This is a genomic window from Streptomyces sp. NPDC054786, assembly GCF_053611685.1.
The window spans coordinates 37299-54113 of record NZ_JBSHAW010000018.1; the positions used below are offsets into that span (position 1 = coordinate 37299).

General features: G+C 70.8%; 17 protein-coding genes and 1 pseudogene. 8 read left to right on the forward strand and 10 right to left on the reverse strand.

Going from position 1 to position 16815, the window contains the following annotated elements; all coding sequences use genetic code 11:
* The first annotated feature begins 229 nt into the window (after positions 1 to 229).
* Positions 230 to 2056, forward strand: coding sequence for a sulfatase (locus ACWGI6_RS16830; protein ID WP_453268212.1), 1827 nt, complete (start codon positions 230 to 232; stop codon positions 2054 to 2056).
* Between the two features lie 679 nt (positions 2057 to 2735).
* Here ACWGI6_RS16830 and ACWGI6_RS16835 read toward each other — a convergent pair.
* A complete protein-coding gene (locus ACWGI6_RS16835; RefSeq protein WP_453268213.1) occupies positions 2736 to 4034 on the reverse strand; it encodes a lanthionine synthetase LanC family protein in 1299 nt (432 codons plus the stop codon).
* 359 nt (positions 4035 to 4393) lie between these two features.
* Between ACWGI6_RS16835 and ACWGI6_RS16840 the strand changes: the two are divergent.
* Positions 4394 to 4477, forward strand: a pseudogene (locus ACWGI6_RS16840) (DNA mismatch repair protein MutT); the annotation flags it as partial.
* Between the two features lie 115 nt (positions 4478 to 4592).
* Here ACWGI6_RS16840 and ACWGI6_RS16845 read toward each other — a convergent pair.
* The 4 genes from ACWGI6_RS16845 to ACWGI6_RS16860 all read right to left on the reverse strand — a co-directional run bounded on the left by ACWGI6_RS16845 (position 4593) and on the right by ACWGI6_RS16860 (position 7305).
* A complete protein-coding gene (locus tag ACWGI6_RS16845; protein ID WP_453268214.1) occupies positions 4593 to 4865 on the reverse strand; it encodes a hypothetical protein in 273 nt (90 codons plus the stop codon).
* Positions 4862 to 5215 (reverse strand): DUF6247 family protein, encoded by a 354-nt coding sequence (locus ACWGI6_RS16850; protein ID WP_453268291.1) that lies wholly within the window; start codon positions 5213 to 5215, stop codon positions 4862 to 4864. Before ACWGI6_RS16850 ends, ACWGI6_RS16845 begins: the two co-directional genes overlap by 4 nt.
* 130 nt (positions 5216 to 5345) lie before the next feature.
* Entirely contained in the window at positions 5346 to 6062 is a 717-nt protein-coding gene (gene msrA / locus ACWGI6_RS16855) for a peptide-methionine (S)-S-oxide reductase MsrA (RefSeq protein WP_453268215.1), read from the reverse strand.
* Between the two features lie 82 nt (positions 6063 to 6144).
* A complete protein-coding gene (locus ACWGI6_RS16860) occupies positions 6145 to 7305 on the reverse strand; it encodes a hypothetical protein (protein ID WP_453268216.1) in 1161 nt (386 codons plus the stop codon).
* A gap of 199 nt (positions 7306 to 7504) precedes the next feature.
* Here ACWGI6_RS16860 and ACWGI6_RS16865 point away from each other — a divergent pair, with 199 nt between their 5' ends.
* Complete coding sequence (locus ACWGI6_RS16865) at positions 7505 to 8665, forward strand: cystathionine gamma-synthase (RefSeq protein ID WP_453268217.1); 1161 nt, start codon at positions 7505 to 7507, stop codon at positions 8663 to 8665.
* Positions 8666 to 8689: 24 nt separating this feature from the next.
* Here ACWGI6_RS16865 and ACWGI6_RS16870 read toward each other — a convergent pair whose 3' ends face one another.
* From ACWGI6_RS16870 to ACWGI6_RS16880, 3 genes are all read right to left on the reverse strand, one after another.
* Positions 8690 to 8938 carry a hypothetical protein gene (locus ACWGI6_RS16870; protein WP_393906749.1) on the reverse strand — a complete coding sequence of 83 codons (249 nt, stop codon included), beginning with the start codon at positions 8936 to 8938 and terminating at the stop codon, positions 8690 to 8692.
* Positions 8935 to 9531 carry a sigma factor-like helix-turn-helix DNA-binding protein gene (locus ACWGI6_RS16875; RefSeq protein WP_453268218.1) on the reverse strand — a complete coding sequence of 199 codons (597 nt, stop codon included), beginning with the start codon at positions 9529 to 9531 and terminating at the stop codon, positions 8935 to 8937. Before ACWGI6_RS16875 ends, ACWGI6_RS16870 begins: the two co-directional genes overlap by 4 nt.
* Before the next feature lie 187 nt (positions 9532 to 9718).
* Entirely contained in the window at positions 9719 to 10219 is a 501-nt protein-coding gene (locus tag ACWGI6_RS16880; protein ID WP_393906751.1) for a MarR family winged helix-turn-helix transcriptional regulator, read from the reverse strand.
* A 208-nt stretch (positions 10220 to 10427) separates the two neighbouring features.
* Between ACWGI6_RS16880 and ilvA the strand changes: the two genes are divergently transcribed.
* The 3 genes from ilvA (at position 10428) to ACWGI6_RS16895 (ending at position 14012) form a co-directional block, all read left to right on the forward strand.
* On the forward strand, positions 10428 to 11699 hold the full coding sequence (gene ilvA, locus ACWGI6_RS16885) for a threonine ammonia-lyase (RefSeq protein WP_453268219.1): 1272 nt from the start codon (positions 10428 to 10430) through the stop codon (positions 11697 to 11699).
* A gap of 340 nt (positions 11700 to 12039) precedes the next feature.
* Positions 12040 to 13137 carry an ATP-binding cassette domain-containing protein gene (locus ACWGI6_RS16890; protein WP_453268220.1) on the forward strand — a complete coding sequence of 366 codons (1098 nt, stop codon included), beginning with the start codon at positions 12040 to 12042 and terminating at the stop codon, positions 13135 to 13137.
* A complete protein-coding gene (locus ACWGI6_RS16895; RefSeq protein WP_453268221.1) occupies positions 13134 to 14012 on the forward strand; it encodes an ABC transporter permease in 879 nt (292 codons plus the stop codon). The genes ACWGI6_RS16890 and ACWGI6_RS16895 overlap by 4 nt, the downstream gene beginning before the upstream one ends.
* A 148-nt stretch (positions 14013 to 14160) precedes the next feature.
* Here the strand turns inward: ACWGI6_RS16895 and greA are convergent, their stop codons facing one another.
* Together greA and ACWGI6_RS16905 are read right to left on the reverse strand one after the other, a co-directional pair.
* On the reverse strand, positions 14161 to 14658 hold the full coding sequence (gene greA, locus ACWGI6_RS16900; RefSeq protein ID WP_393906755.1) for a transcription elongation factor GreA: 498 nt from the start codon (positions 14656 to 14658) through the stop codon (positions 14161 to 14163).
* Between the two features lie 278 nt (positions 14659 to 14936).
* Positions 14937 to 15347: a DUF4307 domain-containing protein gene (locus ACWGI6_RS16905; RefSeq protein WP_453268222.1), complete on the reverse strand. Its 411-nt coding sequence runs from the start codon at positions 15345 to 15347 to the stop codon at positions 14937 to 14939.
* A gap of 130 nt (positions 15348 to 15477) precedes the next feature.
* Between ACWGI6_RS16905 and mca the strand changes: the two genes are divergently transcribed.
* The gene (mca, locus tag ACWGI6_RS16910) at positions 15478 to 16350 is read left to right on the forward strand and encodes a mycothiol conjugate amidase Mca (RefSeq protein WP_453268223.1); all 873 of its coding nucleotides are present in this window, start codon (positions 15478 to 15480) and stop codon (positions 16348 to 16350) included.
* 4 nt (positions 16351 to 16354) lie between these two features.
* On the forward strand, positions 16355 to 16600 hold the full coding sequence (locus tag ACWGI6_RS16915) for an RAMP4 family protein (protein WP_393906758.1): 246 nt from the start codon (positions 16355 to 16357) through the stop codon (positions 16598 to 16600).
* Positions 16601 to 16815: the final 215 nt, after the last annotated feature.

The window sequence follows — 16815 nt, forward strand, 5'->3', positions numbered from 1 at the left end:
ACCGGCGCCACCGGCCGACGCCTGCTCGTCAGCCGTCGGAGCGCGTGGCGTCGCGGGGGGAGGGCCGGGCCGATCGGGGGACGGCCCGGCCCTGGCATCATCCTTCCCGCGCAGGCGGCCGGCCGATTGAACGCGGGCCACCGGCCGACCGTACAGATAGCGACGGCGCCGACCACCCGAGTCCGGTCCGCCGCGCCACCACCGGGCCTCGCACGGAAGGACCTTCGGGTTGTCGCACTTCACGCGCTCTCACCAGCTGCCACAGCAGAGGCAGACAACCACCACCGGGCCCCTGCCGCCGGACGACGGCCCCCCGGCGGATGCGCCGGATACCGCGGCAGGGACGGGAGAACAGGAAGGCGCCCCGAGCGAGGTCACCGACCTCGATGCCGCCCCGGGCGGCTGGCGGGACCGCCATCCGACCGCCGCGCGGGCGATGGCGTGGACCACCACCGCCCTGGCCGGCGCGCTGGTGCTGGTCACCCTCCTGCTGCCGAACGACGCCGCCCGCCTCACGCCCGCCGAATTCGCCCGTATCCCGGTGGAGGGGATAGCCGGCGCCGCCCTGCTGCTCCTCCTGCCACACCCGGCGCGGCGGGTGGCCGCGGTGCTCGCCGGAGTGGCCCTCGGCCTGCTGACCGCCCTCGACATCCTCGACATCGGCTTCGGCGAGGTGCTCGGCCGCGGATTCAACGTGGTGTTCGACTGGGTCCTGCTCGGCGACGGCGCCTCCTTCCTCCAGGACTCCATAGGCCGGGCGGGCACGATCGGAGTCGAGATCGCGGCCGCCCTCCTCGCCCTCGCCCTGCTCGTCCTCCCCGCCCTGGCGGTCCTCCGGCTCAGCAACCTCATGGCCCGGCACGCCGCCAGGGCGGCCGGCACCACCCTCGTACTCGGCACCGCCTGGGTCCTCTCCTCGGCCCTCGGCCTGCAGATCGCCGGGGCGCCGGTCGCCTCCCGCAGCACCTCCGACCTCGTCCAGTCCCGCGTGGACGGTGTGAGCGCGACCCTGAAGGACGAGCGGAAGTTCGCCAAGGAAGCCGCGAGCGACCCCTACCACCACACCCCGGGAAGCCGGTTGCTGACCGGACTGCGCGGCAAGGACGTCATCTTCACCTTCATCGAGAGCTACGGCCGCAGCGCGGTCCAGGACCCGCTGATGGCACCGGGCGTCGACGCCACCCTCGCGAAGGGGACCGAACGCCTGCGGGCGGCCGGCTACTCCGCCCGCAGCGGCTGGCTCACCTCGGCGACGTACGGCGGCAGCAGCTGGCTGGGCCACTCCACCTTCCTGTCCGGCCTGTGGATCGACAACCAGCAGCGCTACCGCACCGTCACCGCGGGCGACCACCTGACCCTCACCAGCGCCTTCCGGCGCACCGGCGCCTGGCGGACCGTCGGCATCATGCCCGGCGTCACCAAGGGCTGGCCGGAGGCCAAGTTCTACGGCCTCGACCACGTCTACGACTCCCGGGAACTCGGCTACAAGGGCCCCAAGTTCAGCTGGTCGACCATGCCCGACCAGTACAGCCTCGCCGCCTTCCAGCGCCTGGAGCACGGCAAGCCGCACGACAAGCCCCTGATGTCCGAGATCATCCTGACCTCCAGCCACAACCCCTGGGCGCCCCTCCCCAAGACCCTCGGCTGGGACAAGGTCGGCGACGGCTCCGTCTACAACAGCATCGAGAAGGCCGGCAAGCACCCCGTCGACGTATGGCAGCAGACCGACAAGGTGCGCACCGAGTACGGCAAGTCCATCCAGTACTCCCTCAACAGCCTCATCTCGTACGTCGAGAAGTACGGCAACAAGAACACCGTGCTCGTCTTCCTCGGCGACCACCAGCCCGTCGCCAAGGTCTCCGGCGACCACGCCAGCAGGGACGTCCCGGTCGCGATCGTCGCCCATGACCCCGACGTCCTGAAACGCATCTCCGACTGGCACTGGACCCCCGGCCTCAACCCCGGCCACCACGCCCCCGTCTGGCGGATGGACGCCTTCCGCAACCGCTTCCTGACGGCCTACGGATCCCGACCCGGAACCGGTGGAACCCGCTAACGGCTGCGACCGGCCCCGATCAGACCCCCGGCCACTCAGCCCGAACACATGAGAGGGCGCGCCGCCGCCCTCTGCGCCTCGCACGGCCCAACCCCGGGCGTTCCCTGGGCCGTACGAGGCGGACGGCCCACGAAAGAAGACCTCAGCGGGTCCCCTCACCGCTCAGGCCTGGCCCTACCAAGACGATCTGCTGCCACACTGCATGCACCATGCCCGCACCCGGAGCGCAGGCAACGACCGCGGCTCGGGCAGCCGGTCGAGCAGTCGACCAGTCGGCCAGGGGGTCTTGTGCAGCAGGATGGGGATGACGACGCTGACTACCATGGGGCGGTCGCACGCACATGGCTGACGGTGGTCGTAGCACTGGCCTGCGTCGTGATCTTGGCAGGCGTCATCTTCGCCGGCGACGGGGGCTTCCACGAGCCCCCGCAGGCATTGCTGCAATCCACTGGGTCGGCCCCACCGTGAACGCCCGCCGCCGACAGCCCCCGCGCACTCCGCGCCGTCCGAGCCCACGGTCCGGCCACGAACCATCGCTGGGCGCGCCGGACCGAACTCCTAAAGCGGTGGTCTCCGGAACGGGAGCGCAAGAGCAGGCGGTGGCGTCGGTGAACAGCCCTGCACGTAGCCCCGTGAGACATCGGCACGGTTTGCTGACAGGCGCGCACACCCCAGTCCATCACGACACGGCGTCGGTACCGGAAGAGCGGATCGTGGCCCGGGCGTGCACCGGAGGCTGGTCCGGCCAGGCGAAGGCGTACCGGGGATCGCCCCTGCGGCTCAGCCGTACGAAGCGCAAGAGTTCGCGGACGATCCCCGCGTTGCCCATCGCCCAGCCGGTGCACGGTTCGAGGTCGCTCGGAGTGTCCCGGTGCTCGAAGTTGGACCAGCGGGCGCCGTCGCTGTCCCGGATCGCGCGGCCAACGAGGTCCGTGACGAGGACGTGGGCGAAGTCGTACGGGTCGTGCTGTTCGGCGATCCGGTCGCAGGCCAGGGCGAGGACGCCCGCGGTGCCGCAGCAGCGGCCGTTGTTGTCCCAGAAGCCGGGGCGGGCTCGTTGGGGCAGGCCGGAGTGGGTGACCGCGTCCCAGCAGCGGTCGGCGAGGGCAGCCCAGACGGGGTCGGTCGTGATGTCCCGCAGCAGCCGGAAGACTTGGGCGTCGCCGGCCGGGCCGTGACACCAGCCGTAGCTGATGGGCTCGATGACATCGGGGCGGTGCTGCGGGGTGGAGTGCGGCACCAGGAAGCCTTCCGGCCCCGCTTCATCGCGCGCCACGACGTCCGCGGCACCGGCCAGCGCCAGTTCGACCAGGTCCGTACGGCCGGTTGCCCCGCCGACTTGGGCGAGCGACAGGACGATTCCGAGTGTGCCGTGCGAGATGTGGTGCAGACGGGAGTCGGTACCCGTGCGGTGGGCCCAGTGGACGCCCGCCGAGGTCTGCTCCGCCGTCCGCAAATACGGCTCCATGGCGAGGACGGCCAGTTCGGCGTCGCCGGCCAGGAGCGCGCCGAGGCCGATCCCCGCGTTGCCGCCCATCAACTCGAACAGCTCGCCCCAACGCGTCCCGTCGAAGCGTGACCGTATGAGTTCCAGGGCACGGTCAGCGGCGGCGCCGGCAGTCGTGTCGCCGAGTTCTTCGTGAAGGGCCCGCAGGACGAGCGCCATTCCGGTACGGCCGAAGTAGAGGGAGTCGTCGTCGATGCCGTCGACGGAGTCCGCGAGACTGCGGGCCGCGCGCAGGGCGGAATCGGCGTAAGAGTCGTCGCCGAAATGCCGCCACGCCTCCAGGAGCACAGGGACGATACCGGCCGTACCGCTGTAGAGCATCGGGTTCAGCTCGTCGTCCGAGGGCCTGGTCGTCCAGGCGAGGCCCCCTCCGGAGGTTTCTCGCGCCGCCCCGGTCAGCCAGCGCAGCCCCTCCACCGCCAGCTCCTCGACCTCGTCGACCACCGGGACCGTGGCTTCTGGTGCCGTCATGAGCACACTCTCGCATGGTCTTCCGGCCCCGCCCAGAGGGAGTTGGCGCTTCGAAGGTCCCTCCGCCGCACCACAACCGCACAAGATCGGGCGGGGAACAGCAGGGAACCACGGGGAATGCAGCCGAGCCTCCAAGAAGCCCGAGCCGGCCGTCCACCCAGGTGAGTCCCCCCATCAGTCCCAGATGATCGCAGCTTCCCAAGCTGAGGGCACGAGTTGGATCCCGTCGCCCGCTCCACGAAGAAGGCCCGGGTCGACGACCCGGGCCCTTTGCTGTGCGCGGTGGTCACTCGTCGCGTTCCAGATCGTGCCAGATCGGTGATCGTCGGGGTCGGCGGACCGCTGTTCTGGCACGGCCGATCGGCGATCTCCCGATGCACCACACGCAGCAGCTCCGTATCCGGCACTTCCTGGAGCAGCGGGAGCGCCCCTACCTGGGGTGACGAGCCCGAGGTCGGTCCCCGGCAGGCGCCACACCTACTGGACAGCTCACCCCCGTCCCCACGGGGCTCGCGTGCCAAGTAACCCCAGGCACGCAAGATGCTTCAGCGGTGACGGCTACAGCGCGTCGAACGGTGGCATGATGCGGACGATGATGATCAGCGGGGCACGCGGTGCCACGAGGAAGTAGAACCAGCCGCCGGCGGCGTCCATGCGGCGCAGGCCTCCCGGTCGGGGACCGTTGCCTAAATCGCTGACGTCGATGCCCGTCCTTGCTAGGTCTACGAGCTGGCCGGCCAGACGTTCCACTTCCGCCACCACGTGACCGGGGATGCCGCCCGCCACATGGTCGTGGTCGGGGTCGTACTCCCAGCGCCAGTCAGCGCTCACCGGGCCGGGAGGCCGATGGCGGCGTGGGCTTCGTCCAGGATCCGGCCGATCTCGGAGGCGGCCTGCCGTGCCTGAGCCGCGTCGCCCGATTCGGCAGCGCTCTCCCACCGGCGGAGGTCCGCTGCCGCGTCGGGCTGACGCTGGATGTGGACATAGGCGGCCCACTGGGCGATGAACCGCTGGAGCGGTGCCAGGTCGGAGCCCTGCCGGGACTGGTCGGCCGCTTGGTCCAACTCCCGTGTGAAGGCCGGCAGCGCTGCGGGCGCGATCTGGCTGATCGCCTGCCGCAGTGCGGCAACCGTGGCAGGGGGCTGGGGAATGAGTGGCTGCCCAGCGGCGGAGGTGGTCATGGCTACTCCCATGGGCGTGATTCTGATCCCGTGCGTCAGCGTATCCGGCACAAGTGCTCTCCCTCCGCTCGAACGAGTGAGGGAGAGGCAGTGTGGCTAGCCGCGCCTGGACCGGCTTGGCGGGAGCGTTCTACTGCTCCGTGACTTCCGGGGCGGGCGCGATCCCTGTCGGGCACGACCGTCCCCAGTTTGTCTCCGACGGGTCACCTAGCTTGACCCCCGTCCCCCCGATCCCGCAGTACCCCGCCGGGTTCTTGTCGAGGTACTGCTGGTGATACCCCTCCGCCGGATAGAACGGCCGGGAGGTGTCGGCGGGGAGGATTTCGGTGGTGATGTCGGTGTAGCCGGAGTTGTGGAGGGTGGTGCGGTAGGCGTCGCGGGAGGCTTCGGCGGCCTGTTGCTGGGCGGGGGAGTGGGTGTAGATCGCGGAGCGGTACTGGGTGCCGACGTCGTTGCCCTGGCGGAAGCCCTGGGTCGGGTCGTGGGACTCCCAGAAGAGCTTCAGCAGGGCCGTGTACGGGACGACGGCGGGGTCGTAGACGACGCGGACGGCCTCGGTGTGGCCGGTGTGGCCGCTGCAGACCTCTTCGTAGGTGGGGTTTTGGGTGTGGCCGCCCTGGTAGCCGACCAGGGTGGTCCAGACGCCCTCGGTCTGCCAGAACTTCCGCTCGGCGCCCCAGAAGCAGCCCAGGCCGAAGTCGGCGATCTCCAGTCCGTCCGGATACGGGCCGAGCAGCGGGTTGCCGAGGACGGTGTGCCGGTCGGGGACGGCGAAGGCCCGGTCGGGGCGGCCTTCGAGGGCTTCCTCGGGGGTGGGGAGGTGGGTCTTGAAGCGGGAGAACAGCATGTGGATCAGGCTCCTGGGGAGGGAGAGGGGACCTGAGGGTGCACTGTGGGCAACGCCTGGGGACGGGGAGGCATTCCGGCCGTCAGTGGCCCGGTGGCGGGAAGCCCGCTGACGTGCCGCCGAGCTGTTCCCAGCCCGCGATGGCCAGGGCGCGGTAGGCGGCGTACTCGGCGGCGGGGCTGCGGCCGTACGACCACGGGACGGCGCCCACGTGGCCGTCGACCAGGCGGAGCTGCTCCATGGCCTCGGCGTAGCGCTCGGCGCGGACCAGGAACCAGACCAGGAGATGGCGGACGTGCGGCGCCATGGGGTGGTCGGCGGGGGCCTCGCGGAGCGCGAAGTGGGCGCCCTCTATGGCGCGCTCGACGACCGCGCTCTGGTAGAGGCTGCGGACCATGTTGGCCTCGGGGAGGTGCTCGTAGACCGCGAAGAGGGGCAGGGCCGGGAGCAGGGTCTTGGCGGGGGCTGCGGCCGCTGCGCGCTCGGCGAAGGCTTCGGCCTCCTCACGGGAGCCGTGCCACTTCTGCGACCAGTACGGGAGCGCGGCGAGATGCGCGCCCATGTGCTGCGGCGCGCGCTGGGCGACCTTGGACCACAGTTCCTCGTAGTCGGCGGGGCGGTCGCCCAGGCCGCGGGCGACGGCCAGCTCCGTGATGTACGGGACCGGGCTGCCGGGCGCCAGCAGGGCCGCCTCCCGGCAGACCGTACGGGCCTCTTCGAGGATCATGCGGAAGTCCTGCGAGCCCGGGTCGCGCAGCGCCTGGACGACCAGGAACTGGGCGTGCGTCTGGGCGCCGCCGGGGTCCTTGGGGGCCTCCGAGCGCCAGGTGCGCAGCCAGATCCCGCCGGTCCGTCCGCCGTCGCCGTACCCCGGTGCCGTGCCGCGCCGCTGCTGCTCCGTCGCCTCCTCAGCGGCCAGCTCGAACGCGGCGGCGCCGGCCAGCGTCTGCACCCGTTGCCAGCGGCGCTCCCAGTCGTCGCCGGTGGACTTCAGCAGCGCGGCGGCCGGGCGCCAGTCGTGCGTGCGGCGCATCTCGGCCAGCGCATCGGCCAGTTCCTGGTCGGGGCCGGGGAGCCGTACGTCGAGCTCCTCCAGGGGTACGAAGCCGTAGCCGGCCATCGGGTCGGAGGCCACCACCAGGCCCTGCCGGGTGTGCTGCACGGCCCGCCGGCGCCGCATCCAGGGCAGGAAGACGAAGCCGCCGAGCGCGAGCGCGGCGAGGAGAACCAGCAGAGCGTCCATGTGGGATGTCCTGTACCTGTAACGGCTGCCTGTGGAGCGGCGCGGATCGAAGGCGTGGCGGGTGGTGGGGGAGGGGCGGCGGTCGGCGGTTTTTGTGGCGCGGTGGGAACCGGTGTGCGGTCCCTCGTATGTATCCACTATCCAGGCAACCAGAAAGTTCCGAAAAGTTCGGTCGCGTGGCCGACTACCCTCGGCAGACATGAGCGATCAGCGCGAACCACGCCACCAGCATTTTGAGACCCTTGCCATCCACGCAGGTCAGGAGCCCGACGAGGCCACCGGCGCGGTGGTACCGCCCATCTACCAGGTGTCCACGTACAAGCAGGACGGGGTGGGCGGGCTGCGCGGCGGCTACGAATACAGCCGCAGCGCCAACCCGACCCGTACCGCCCTGGAGGAGAACCTCGCGGCCCTCGACGGCGGCCGCCGCGGCCTTGCCTTCGCCTCCGGCCTCGCCGCCGAGGACTGCCTGCTGCGCACCCTGCTGACCCCCGGCGACCATGTCGTCATCCCTAATGACGCCTACGGCGGGACCTTCCGTCTCATCTCGAAGGTCGTCGAGCGGTGGGGTGTGGAGTGGTCGGTGGCCGACACCTCCGACCCGAAGGCCGTACGCGACGCGCTGCGGCCCCGTACGAAGGCGATCTGGGTGGAGACGCCCAGCAACCCGCTGCTCGGCATCAGTGACATCGCGGCGCTGGCCGGGGTCGCCCAGGACGCCGGGGTCAAGCTGGTCGTCGACAACACCTTTGCCAGCCCCTACCTGCAGCAGCCGCTCGCCCTCGGCGCGGACGTGGTGGTCTACTCCACGACCAAGTACATGGGCGGACATTCCGACGTGGTCGGCGGCGCGCTTGTCGTCAACGACGACGCCCTCGGCGAGGAACTCGCCTACCACCAAAACGCGATGGGTGCGGTCGCCGGACCCTTCGACGCCTGGCTCGTGATGCGCGGCATCAAGACGCTCGCCGTCCGCATGGACCGGCACAGCGCCAACGCGGCACGCCTCGCCGACCTGCTGGCCTCGCACAAGAAGGTGACCCGCGTCTACTACCCGGGGCTGTCCGATCACCAGGGCCACGAGATCGCCGCCAAGCAGATGCGGTCCTTCGGCGGCATGGTGTCGTTCCAGGTCGCGGGCGGTGAGCAGGCGGCTGTGGAGGTCTGCAACCGGGCCAAGCTGTTCACCCTCGGTGAGTCGCTGGGCGGCGTCGAGTCGCTGATCGAGCACCCGGGGCTGATGACGCACGCCTCGACGGCCGGGTCGCTGCTGGAGGTCCCGAACGACCTCGTGCGCCTCTCGGTCGGTATCGAGTCGGTCGACGACCTGCTGGCCGACCTCACGCAGGCGTTGGGCTGACGGACGGGTCGTCGGCCCTGCCGTTCACCACCCCTCCGCGGGAGGGGTGGTGTGGGCCGGCGGCGGCAGCCAGGCGTGGTCCACGGCCGCCCAGGTCAGCGCCGCCAGCGCGAGCAGCGCGCACAGCCAGCCGAGGCGTCGCAGCAGTCTGCGGTGCGCCAGGATGCGGCGGCCGCGGGCGGTGGCCCGGTCGGCGAGGTCGGGCGGTACGAGCGGATGCGGCCCGGCCAGCATCCGCCGTACCTCGGTCTCCTTGCGGTCGGGGAGGCTCATGGGGCCGCCGGTTCCGGAGCGGAGTCCTGGGGCGGGCCGGATTCCCGTGTTCCCGGGGGCGCCTGGGCCGGTCCGGTCTCCGGTGGTGTGGAGGGCCTTGGTGCCCGCCCGGATTCCGGTGCGGTTTCCGGTGCCGGGGAGGGCTGCGGCCCGGGGCGGCGGCTGCGCATCTGAGTGATCGCGCGCAGGCACAGGGCGTGCACCCGCTCGGCGGGCAGGCCGAGTTGGGCCGCGGTCTGCTCCTCGGGCACGCCCTCGTACAGTCGCAGGACGAGGACCAGGCGCTCCTGTGGGGACAGCCGGTCCAGGAGTCCGCCGCGCGGCCGGCGGTGCCGCCAGGCGGTGTGCGCGAAGCGGTCGGCCATCTCGCGGCGGGTGCGCTCGTACGGATCGTCGCCGCGCAGCCGGTCCCAGACGGCGTACGTCCGCGAGAGTGCGCAGGTCAGCAACTCTTCGGCGGCCGGGGCGGGGCGGGAAGCGGGCTCACCGGTCAGCAGTGTGGCGGTATGCAGCAGCCGGCCCGCCGCGCCCGCCACGAACAGCTCGAACTCCCGGGCGTGGCGGCGCTCCTGCGCCGGTCGCCGCTCTCGCACCGCGCCTCCCGGATGACGGACACCCGACCCCCTGGGCTCCAATAGCACGGCAGTGCGGCCACCCGGTCAAGAGGCGTGACAGGTGCGGCAGTCCGCGGGCCCGCGGTTCAAGGCCCGGCGGTACGGCGGCCCGCCGGCTCGCGGTCGCCCGGTGCCCGTCGGCGGCCGGTCCTCCGGCGCGCGGGCGTCAGGACGTCGGACCCACCGGTGCCAACGATGCGGTGATGTCGGAGAGGGAGGCGTTGAAGCGCGTCAGGAGTGTGGTGAACGCGGTGCGCTCCTCCTCGCTCCACTGCTCCGTCACCAGGGCCATCAGTGCCCGGCGGGACGTGCGTACCTCTTCCAGGCGGGCGCGGCCGCGCTCGGACAGCTGGAGCACCACGGCCCGGCCGTCCTCCGGATGGGTGGCGCGGCTGACCAGCCCGGAGTCGACCAGCGGGGCGACCTGCCGGGTGACCGTCGAGGAGTCGATGCCCATACCGGCGGCCAGGGCCTTGACGCCCATCGGGCCTTCCTGGTCCAGGCGGTTGAGCAGCAGGTAGGCGGCGCGGTCCATGGAATTGCGCGCCTGCCCGACGCCGCCGAGCCGGCTCTGTTCTGCGCGGCGGGCGAAGACGGCCACTTGGTGCTGCAGCGCGTCGAGGAGAGCGGAGTCGGTGTGGGTCGTCATGTCCGAAGAGGTGGGCATGGCCGGGAGCTCGCTTCGATGGAAGTGCGTATGGATGGGAGGACAGCGTACGCGGACCGGGCGCGGGGCGTACCTGGGCTGTCCATTCCGATAACGCCCCGTAACCCCCGGGGTCCGTACGGGGCCGTGCCGTGCCGCCCCGGCCGCGCGCCTGATCGCCATTTGGGCAGAAAAGGCCTCGCGAGGGGCGAACTGCAAGACTGGCGATATGGCCGAGCACACGCCGCGTACGACGCACGAGACCTCCGCATCCACGCACCCTGCCGAGGACCCGATCGCTGCGGTGACGGTCGAGGACATACACCAGGCGCACAAGATGCTTTCCGGCGTCTCGCGGGCCACCGCGATGGAGGGCAGCCGCTATCTGTCGGGGCTGGTCGGTGCGCCCGTGCACCTCAAGTGCGAGAACCTCCAGCGCACCGGCTCCTTCAAGATCCGTGGCGCCTACGTACGGATCGCGGGGCTCTCGGCGCAGGAGCGGGCGGCGGGTGTGGTGGCCGCCAGTGCCGGCAACCATGCGCAGGGCGTGGCGCTCGCGGCGTCGTTGCTGGGGGTGCGGTCGACGGTGTTCATGCCGGTCGGCGCCCCGTTGCCGAAGGTCGCCGCCACCCGCGAATACGGCGCCGAGGTACGGCTGTACGGCCAGGTGGTGGACGAGACGCTGGCCGCCGCCCAGGACTACGCGCGGGAGACCGGCGCGGTCTTCATCCACCCCTTCGACCACCCCGACATCATCGCGGGCCAGGGCACCGTCGGTCTGGAGATCCTCGAACAGTGCCCCGAGGTGCGCACCATCGTCGTCGGGGTCGGCGGCGGCGGGCTCGCCGCGGGGGTGGCGCTGGCGGTCAAGGCGCTGCGGCCGGATGTGAAGGTCGTCGGGGTGCAGGCGGCGGGGGCGGCCTGCTATCCGCCGTCGCTGGCGGCCGGGCGGCCGGTGGCGATCGAGGGCATGTCGACGATGGCGGACGGCATCAAGGTGGGGCGGCCCGGCGAGGTGACCTTCGAGATGGTCGAGAGGCTGGTGGACGAGGTCCGTACGGTCACCGAGGACCAGCTCTCCAGTGCGCTGCTGTTGTGCCTGGAGCGGGCCAAGCTGGTGGTGGAACCGGCCGGGGCGAGCCCGGTGGCGGCGCTGCTGGCCGACCCGGAGTCCTTCGAGGGGCCGGTGGTCGCGGTGCTGTCCGGCGGCAATGTCGACCCGCTGCTGCTGCAGCGCATCCTGCGGCACGGCATGGCGGCCGGCGGGCGCTATCTCTCGCTGCGGCTGCGGCTGACGGACCGGCCGGGGGCGCTGGCGACGCTGCTCGGGGTGCTGTCGGAGGTCGATGCGAATGTGCTCGACGTCGGCCATGTGCGGACCGATCCCCGGCTCGGGCTGACCGAGGTCGAGGTGGAGCTGCATCTGGAGACGCAGGGGCCGGCGCACTGCGACGAGGTGCGCGCGGCGCTGCACGCGGCGGGGTACGTCGTCGCGGAGTGAGCGCGGTGCGGCAGGGGCGGCCGGCAGCTGTCGCACGCGCAGGCCGCACGATGCAGCACGGGGTACCGCAAAAGGGATTGCCGTAAAGGGATGGGGCACAGGGGCGCCACGGGTATAACGTGGCGCCCCCCACACGCGTTGGCGAACATCCGTTCCCCTGTCGTTCGCGCGCGGAAAATCGAAATTTGTATCGCGATGTATCGCGTTTCGGCGTAGCATCGCCGTTACGGGGTGCCGGGGAGTCATGGCGTTCCGTTGCGGACAAATGCCCGCAGAGCAGGCATAGGCCGCCAACCGTAATATTCGATCTGGAACTGACCCAAGCCATGGGAGTACCCATATGCCAGGCGCCATTTACGCCGAAGGTCTGGTGAAGACGTTCGGCGACGTGCGGGCACTGGACGGCGTCGACCTCGACGTTCCCGAAGGAACCGTCCTCGGAATGCTCGGCCCCAACGGTGCCGGCAAGACCACCGCGGTACGCGTCCTGACGACCCTGCTCCAGCCCGACCGCGGCAAGGCGGTGGTCGCCGGGATCGATGTCCTCGCGCACCCCGACCAGGTGCGGCGCTCGATAGGCCTGTCCGGTCAATTCGCCGCCGTGGACGAGTACTTGACCGGCCGCGAGAACCTGATAATGGTCGGCCAGCTCTACCAAATGAGCGGGCGCGACGCCAAGCGGCGAGCCGCCGAGCTGCTGGAACGCTTCCATCTCGGCGACGCCGCCGACCGCACCGCCAAGACCTACTCCGGTGGTATGCGCCGCCGGCTCGACCTGGCCGCCGCGCTGGTCGTCAGCCCGCCCGTGATGTTCATGGACGAGCCGACCACCGGTCTGGACCCCCGTAACCGCCAAGGGCTGTGGGACGTCATCCAGGAACTGGTCGCGGGCGGCACGACCTTGCTGCTCACCACGCAGTACCTGGAGGAGGCCGACCGCCTCGCCCATGACATCTGCGTCGTCGACCACGGCAAGGTCATCGCCCGCGGCACCTCCGACCAGCTCAAGGCGCGTACCGGCGGTGAGCGCGTCGAGGTCGTGGTGCACGCCCCCGAGCACCTCACCATCGCCGACGAGATCCTGCGCGGCTTCGGCAAGGGCGAGGGCACGGTCGAACCGCATATCCGCAAACTCACGGTCCCCGTGACCGGCGGCGCCAAGCTGCTCGCCGAGGTCATCCGCGAACTGGATGCGCGCGGGGTGGAGATCGATGACATCGGGCTGCGGCGCCCGACCCTCGACGATGTGTTCATCTCGCTGACCGGGCACGCCGCGGAGGCCGCGGAGGAGAACGGCGCGGGCGGCAAGAGCGCCGTCGGGCGGCAGAAGAAGGGCGCCAAGGGGGCCGGCACGTCCGGTCCGGGCGAGGACGGGCCGGCGGCCGGAGCGGCCGACGCGGATGCGGGCGCGACGAGCGACAAGGAGGGCGTGAAGTGACCACGTTGACCGAAACGGCCGGCGACGCCCGGGTCCGTACCCCGCAGCCACGCGGCGGCTTCAGCAGGTCCGTACGCGACTCCCTGGTCGTCGCCAGACGCAATCTGATCCGGATGATGCGGATCCCCGAAGTGGTGATCTTCGGGCTCATCCAGCCGATCATGTTCGTGGTGCTGTTCACGTACGTCTTCGGCGGCTCCATCAACATCCCCGGTGCCCCGGTCGGTGACGCCCAGGCCTATCGCGAGTTCCTGATGGCCGGGATCTTCGCGCAGACCGTCACCTTCGCCACGGCGGGGGCCGGTGCGGGGATCGCCGATGACATGCACAAGGGCCTCATCGACCGGTTCCGGTCGCTGCCGATGTCCCGTGGTGCGGTGCTCACCGGCCGGACCCTCGCCGACCTCGTGCAGACCGCGCTGACGCTGGTGGTGCTGGCGGTCGTCGCGCTGCTGATCGGCTGGCGCGCCCACGAGAACCTCGCCGAGGTGCTGGCCGGCTTCGCGCTGCTGCTCCTGCTCGGCTACGCCTTCTCCTGGATCGGCGCGCTCATCGGCCTGACGGTGCGGACGCCGGAGGCGGCCACCTCGGGCGGGCTGATCTGGCTCTTCCCGCTGACCTTCATCTCGAATGCGTTCGTTCCGGTCAACGGCATGCCGGCGTTCCTGCAGCATGTCGCGGAGTGGAACCCGTTCAGCGCGACGGTGGCCGCCGCACGGCAGCTGTTCGGCAACACCATCGACGGGGTGCCCACGTCGGTGACCGGGGCCTGGCCGATGGACCACCCGGTGCTGGCCTCGGTGATCTGGTCCGTCCTGATCATCGCGGTGTTCCGGACGCTGGCCGTCCGCAAATACCGGTCGGCCACGGCCTGAGCGGTTTGCGGACTGCGCGGTTTGCGGCCTGCGCGGCTTACGGTCTGAGCGGCCAAGGTCTCGTCGGCCGGGCGCTGCAGACAGCGCGAAGCGGCCCGGAGCGTCATGCTCCGGGCCGCTTCACCGTCTGAGGGGTGCCTCGGGGGAGTCAGCCGGTGTACGGCTTCGCGTCGAGGACCTTCACGGCCGCCTTCTTGCCGTTGGGGAGCTCGTACTCCGCCTCGGCGCCGACCTTCTTGCCGTTCACGCCGGTGCCCAGCGGCGACTGGGGGGAGTAGGTCTCGATGTCCGAGCTCGCGTACTCCCGGGAGGCCAGAAGGAACGACAGCGTGTCGTCCGGGTCCCCGTCGAACGCGATGGTGACGACCATGCCGGGAGCGACGACGCCGGTGGCGGCAGGGGCCTCGCCGACCTTCGCGGTCTGCAGCAGCTGGGTGAGCTGGCGGACCCGCAGTTCCTGCTTGCCCTGCTCTTCCTTGGCCGCGTGGTACCCGGCGTTCTCCTTCAGGTCACCTTCCTCGCGGGCCGCCGCGATCTTCTCGGTGATCTCGGCGCGTGCGGGACCAGACAGGTGCTCCAGCTCTGCCTTGAGCTGGTCATACGCCTCCTGGGTAAGCCAGGTGACGTTTTCGCTGGTCTGGGTCACAGGTGCTCCTCGTCGGTACTGGGGATAAATCAAACGCCCTACCAGGAAGGTTTGCGCCTTCACAGGTGGGCGAAACCACGAGCCTAACAATTCCGGCACAAAACGGGGAAGAGGAAATTCACAGCGGCCGCCCAGGACCGCATCATCCCTGATCAGAGGCGGTCACGACACGCCCCGCGGGTGGGCGGGCCGGCCGTGGCGGGGCGGCGCGGGCGTGGTGGGGCGGGGTGCGGGCCGTACCGGGCGGCCCGGGGCGCTGCCGGTGCCTGCGGTGCAGGTCAGCCGTTGCCCGAGGCCGTGCAGCCGACGAGTACGGCATTGGTGGCCCGCTTCGTCGTACGCACCGTGACCTCGGTGTCCACCTGGCTCGAGCGCTGGTCGACGGTGACGTCCTTACGGCCGACCTCGGAGCCGTCCTCGGCCTGTGAGCGGAGGGTGCACACGCCCTTGTCGTCCGTGCCCTTGACGACCTCGAGATGGACCTTGACGGCGTGATCGGAGACGGCGTCCCAGGTGATCACGCGGCCGCTGAGGTCCTGCCCCGCGATGTACGAGATGCCGGACCAGCCGACCACACCCAGCAGGGCGGCACCGAGCACCGCGCCAATGATCTTGAGCTTGCGGTCCGCACGCTCATCCGCGGAGCGGCCGTAGCGTCCGTCGGGGAGCCCTTCACGCACCGCGGTCATGATCCATCCTCCTGGTAGGGGGACCTGGGCCACGAACCCCCGGGGGGTCCCCGCCCCTGGGAATACAGCGCCCCCTCGCTTCGGTCACTATAGGAGGCATCTTCTCCGGCCCATCACTGAGGATCGAGTCTTGACTGAGCAGCTGCGATTGATGGCGGTCCACGCCCACCCCGACGACGAGTCGAGCAAGGGTGCGGCCACGATGGCCAAGTACGTGTCCGAGGGGGTGGACGTGCTGGTCGCCACCTGCACAGGCGGTGAGCGAGGATCCATCCTCAACCCCAAACTCCAGGGAGACCCGTACATCGAGGAGCACATCCACGAGGTACGGAAGAAGGAAATGGACGAGGCCCGGGAGATCCTGGGCGTCAAGCAGGAGTGGCTCGGCTTTGTCGACTCCGGGCTGCCCGAGGGCGACCCGCTGCCGCCGCTGCCCGACGGCTGCTTCGCGCTGCAGTCCGTCGAAGAGGCGGCGGAGCCCCTGGTCAAGCTGATCCGGAAGTTCAAGCCGCAGGTCATCACGACCTACGACGAGAACGGCGGCTATCCGCACCCGGACCACATCATGACCCACAAGATCACGATGGTGGCCTTCGATGCGGCCGGCGACCCGGAGAAGTACCCGGAGGCCGGCGAGCCGTGGCAGCCCCAGAAGCTCTACTACAACCAGGGCTTCAACAGGCCCCGCACGATCGCGCTGCACGAGGCGCTGCTGGCCCGCGGCATGGATTCGCCCTACGGCGAGTGGCTGGAGCGCTGGAAGCAGTTCGAGCAGCGCGAGCGCACGCTGACCACGTATGTCCCGTGCGCCGACTTCTTCGAGATCCGTGACAAGGCACTGATCGCCCACGCCACCCAGATCGACCCCGACGGCGGTTGGTTCCGGGTGCCGATGGACATCCAGCGCGAGGTCTGGCCGACGGAGGAGTACGAGCTCGCGAAGTCGCTCGTGGACACTTCCCTCCCCGAGGGCGACCTCTTCGCGGGCATCCGCAACAATTGAGCCCATGATGAGCGCGACCAGCACCCTCGCCCTGACGCACTTGGTCACACTTGCCGACAGCTTCGACAAGGACAAAGTGACCCCCGGCGTCCTCGGCTTCATCGTCTTCGCGGTCATCGGCGGCGCCGTGTGGCTGCTGATGAAGTCCATGAACAAGCAGATGAAGAAGGTGGACTTCGAGGAACAGCCGGAGGACGCCGAGGCGGGCACCGCAGCCGCCGCGCAGGCACCGAAGCCGAAGACCAGCTGAGGACCGGCCGGGGGCCGGGGGCCGGCCGGTCCCTGAAGACCGGGTGGCGGTCGACGGCCGGCCGATGGACACGGCCGGCTGACCGGCCCGGCGGCTCGTCGGCCCGAGCGGCCGGCGAGCCGGGCCCGATCCGCCACCGGAGCGCCGCCACCGGAGCACGGACGGGGCGGTGAGCCCGGCACGCGCCGCCTGCAGTGCGGCGCCGTGCCCGGGTG

Bases quoted from the DNA above. Each gene is read 5' to 3' on its own strand.
- ACWGI6_RS16860 (WP_453268216.1), bottom strand. From the start codon at position 7,305: ATGGACGCTCTGCTGGTTCTCCTCGCCGCGCTCGCGCTCGGCGGCTTC.
- ilvA (WP_453268219.1), top strand. From the start codon at position 10,428: ATGGCCGAGCACACGCCGCGTACGACGCACGAGACCTCCGCATCCACG.
- ACWGI6_RS16880 (WP_393906751.1), bottom strand. From the start codon at position 10,219: ATGCCCACCTCTTCGGACATGACGACCCACACCGACTCCGCTCTCCTC.
- ACWGI6_RS16905 (WP_453268222.1), bottom strand. From the start codon at position 15,347: ATGACCGCGGTGCGTGAAGGGCTCCCCGACGGACGCTACGGCCGCTCC.
- ACWGI6_RS16890 (WP_453268220.1), top strand. From the start codon at position 12,040: ATGCCAGGCGCCATTTACGCCGAAGGTCTGGTGAAGACGTTCGGCGAC.
- ACWGI6_RS16915 (WP_393906758.1), top strand. From the start codon at position 16,355: ATGATGAGCGCGACCAGCACCCTCGCCCTGACGCACTTGGTCACACTT.
- ACWGI6_RS16870 (WP_393906749.1), bottom strand. From the start codon at position 8,938: ATGAGCCTCCCCGACCGCAAGGAGACCGAGGTACGGCGGATGCTGGCC.
- ACWGI6_RS16865 (WP_453268217.1), top strand. From the start codon at position 7,505: ATGAGCGATCAGCGCGAACCACGCCACCAGCATTTTGAGACCCTTGCC.
- ACWGI6_RS16850 (WP_453268291.1), bottom strand. From the start codon at position 5,215: ATGACCACCTCCGCCGCTGGGCAGCCACTCATTCCCCAGCCCCCTGCC.
- msrA (WP_453268215.1), bottom strand. From the start codon at position 6,062: ATGCTGTTCTCCCGCTTCAAGACCCACCTCCCCACCCCCGAGGAAGCC.
- ACWGI6_RS16835 (WP_453268213.1), bottom strand. From the start codon at position 4,034: ATGACGGCACCAGAAGCCACGGTCCCGGTGGTCGACGAGGTCGAGGAG.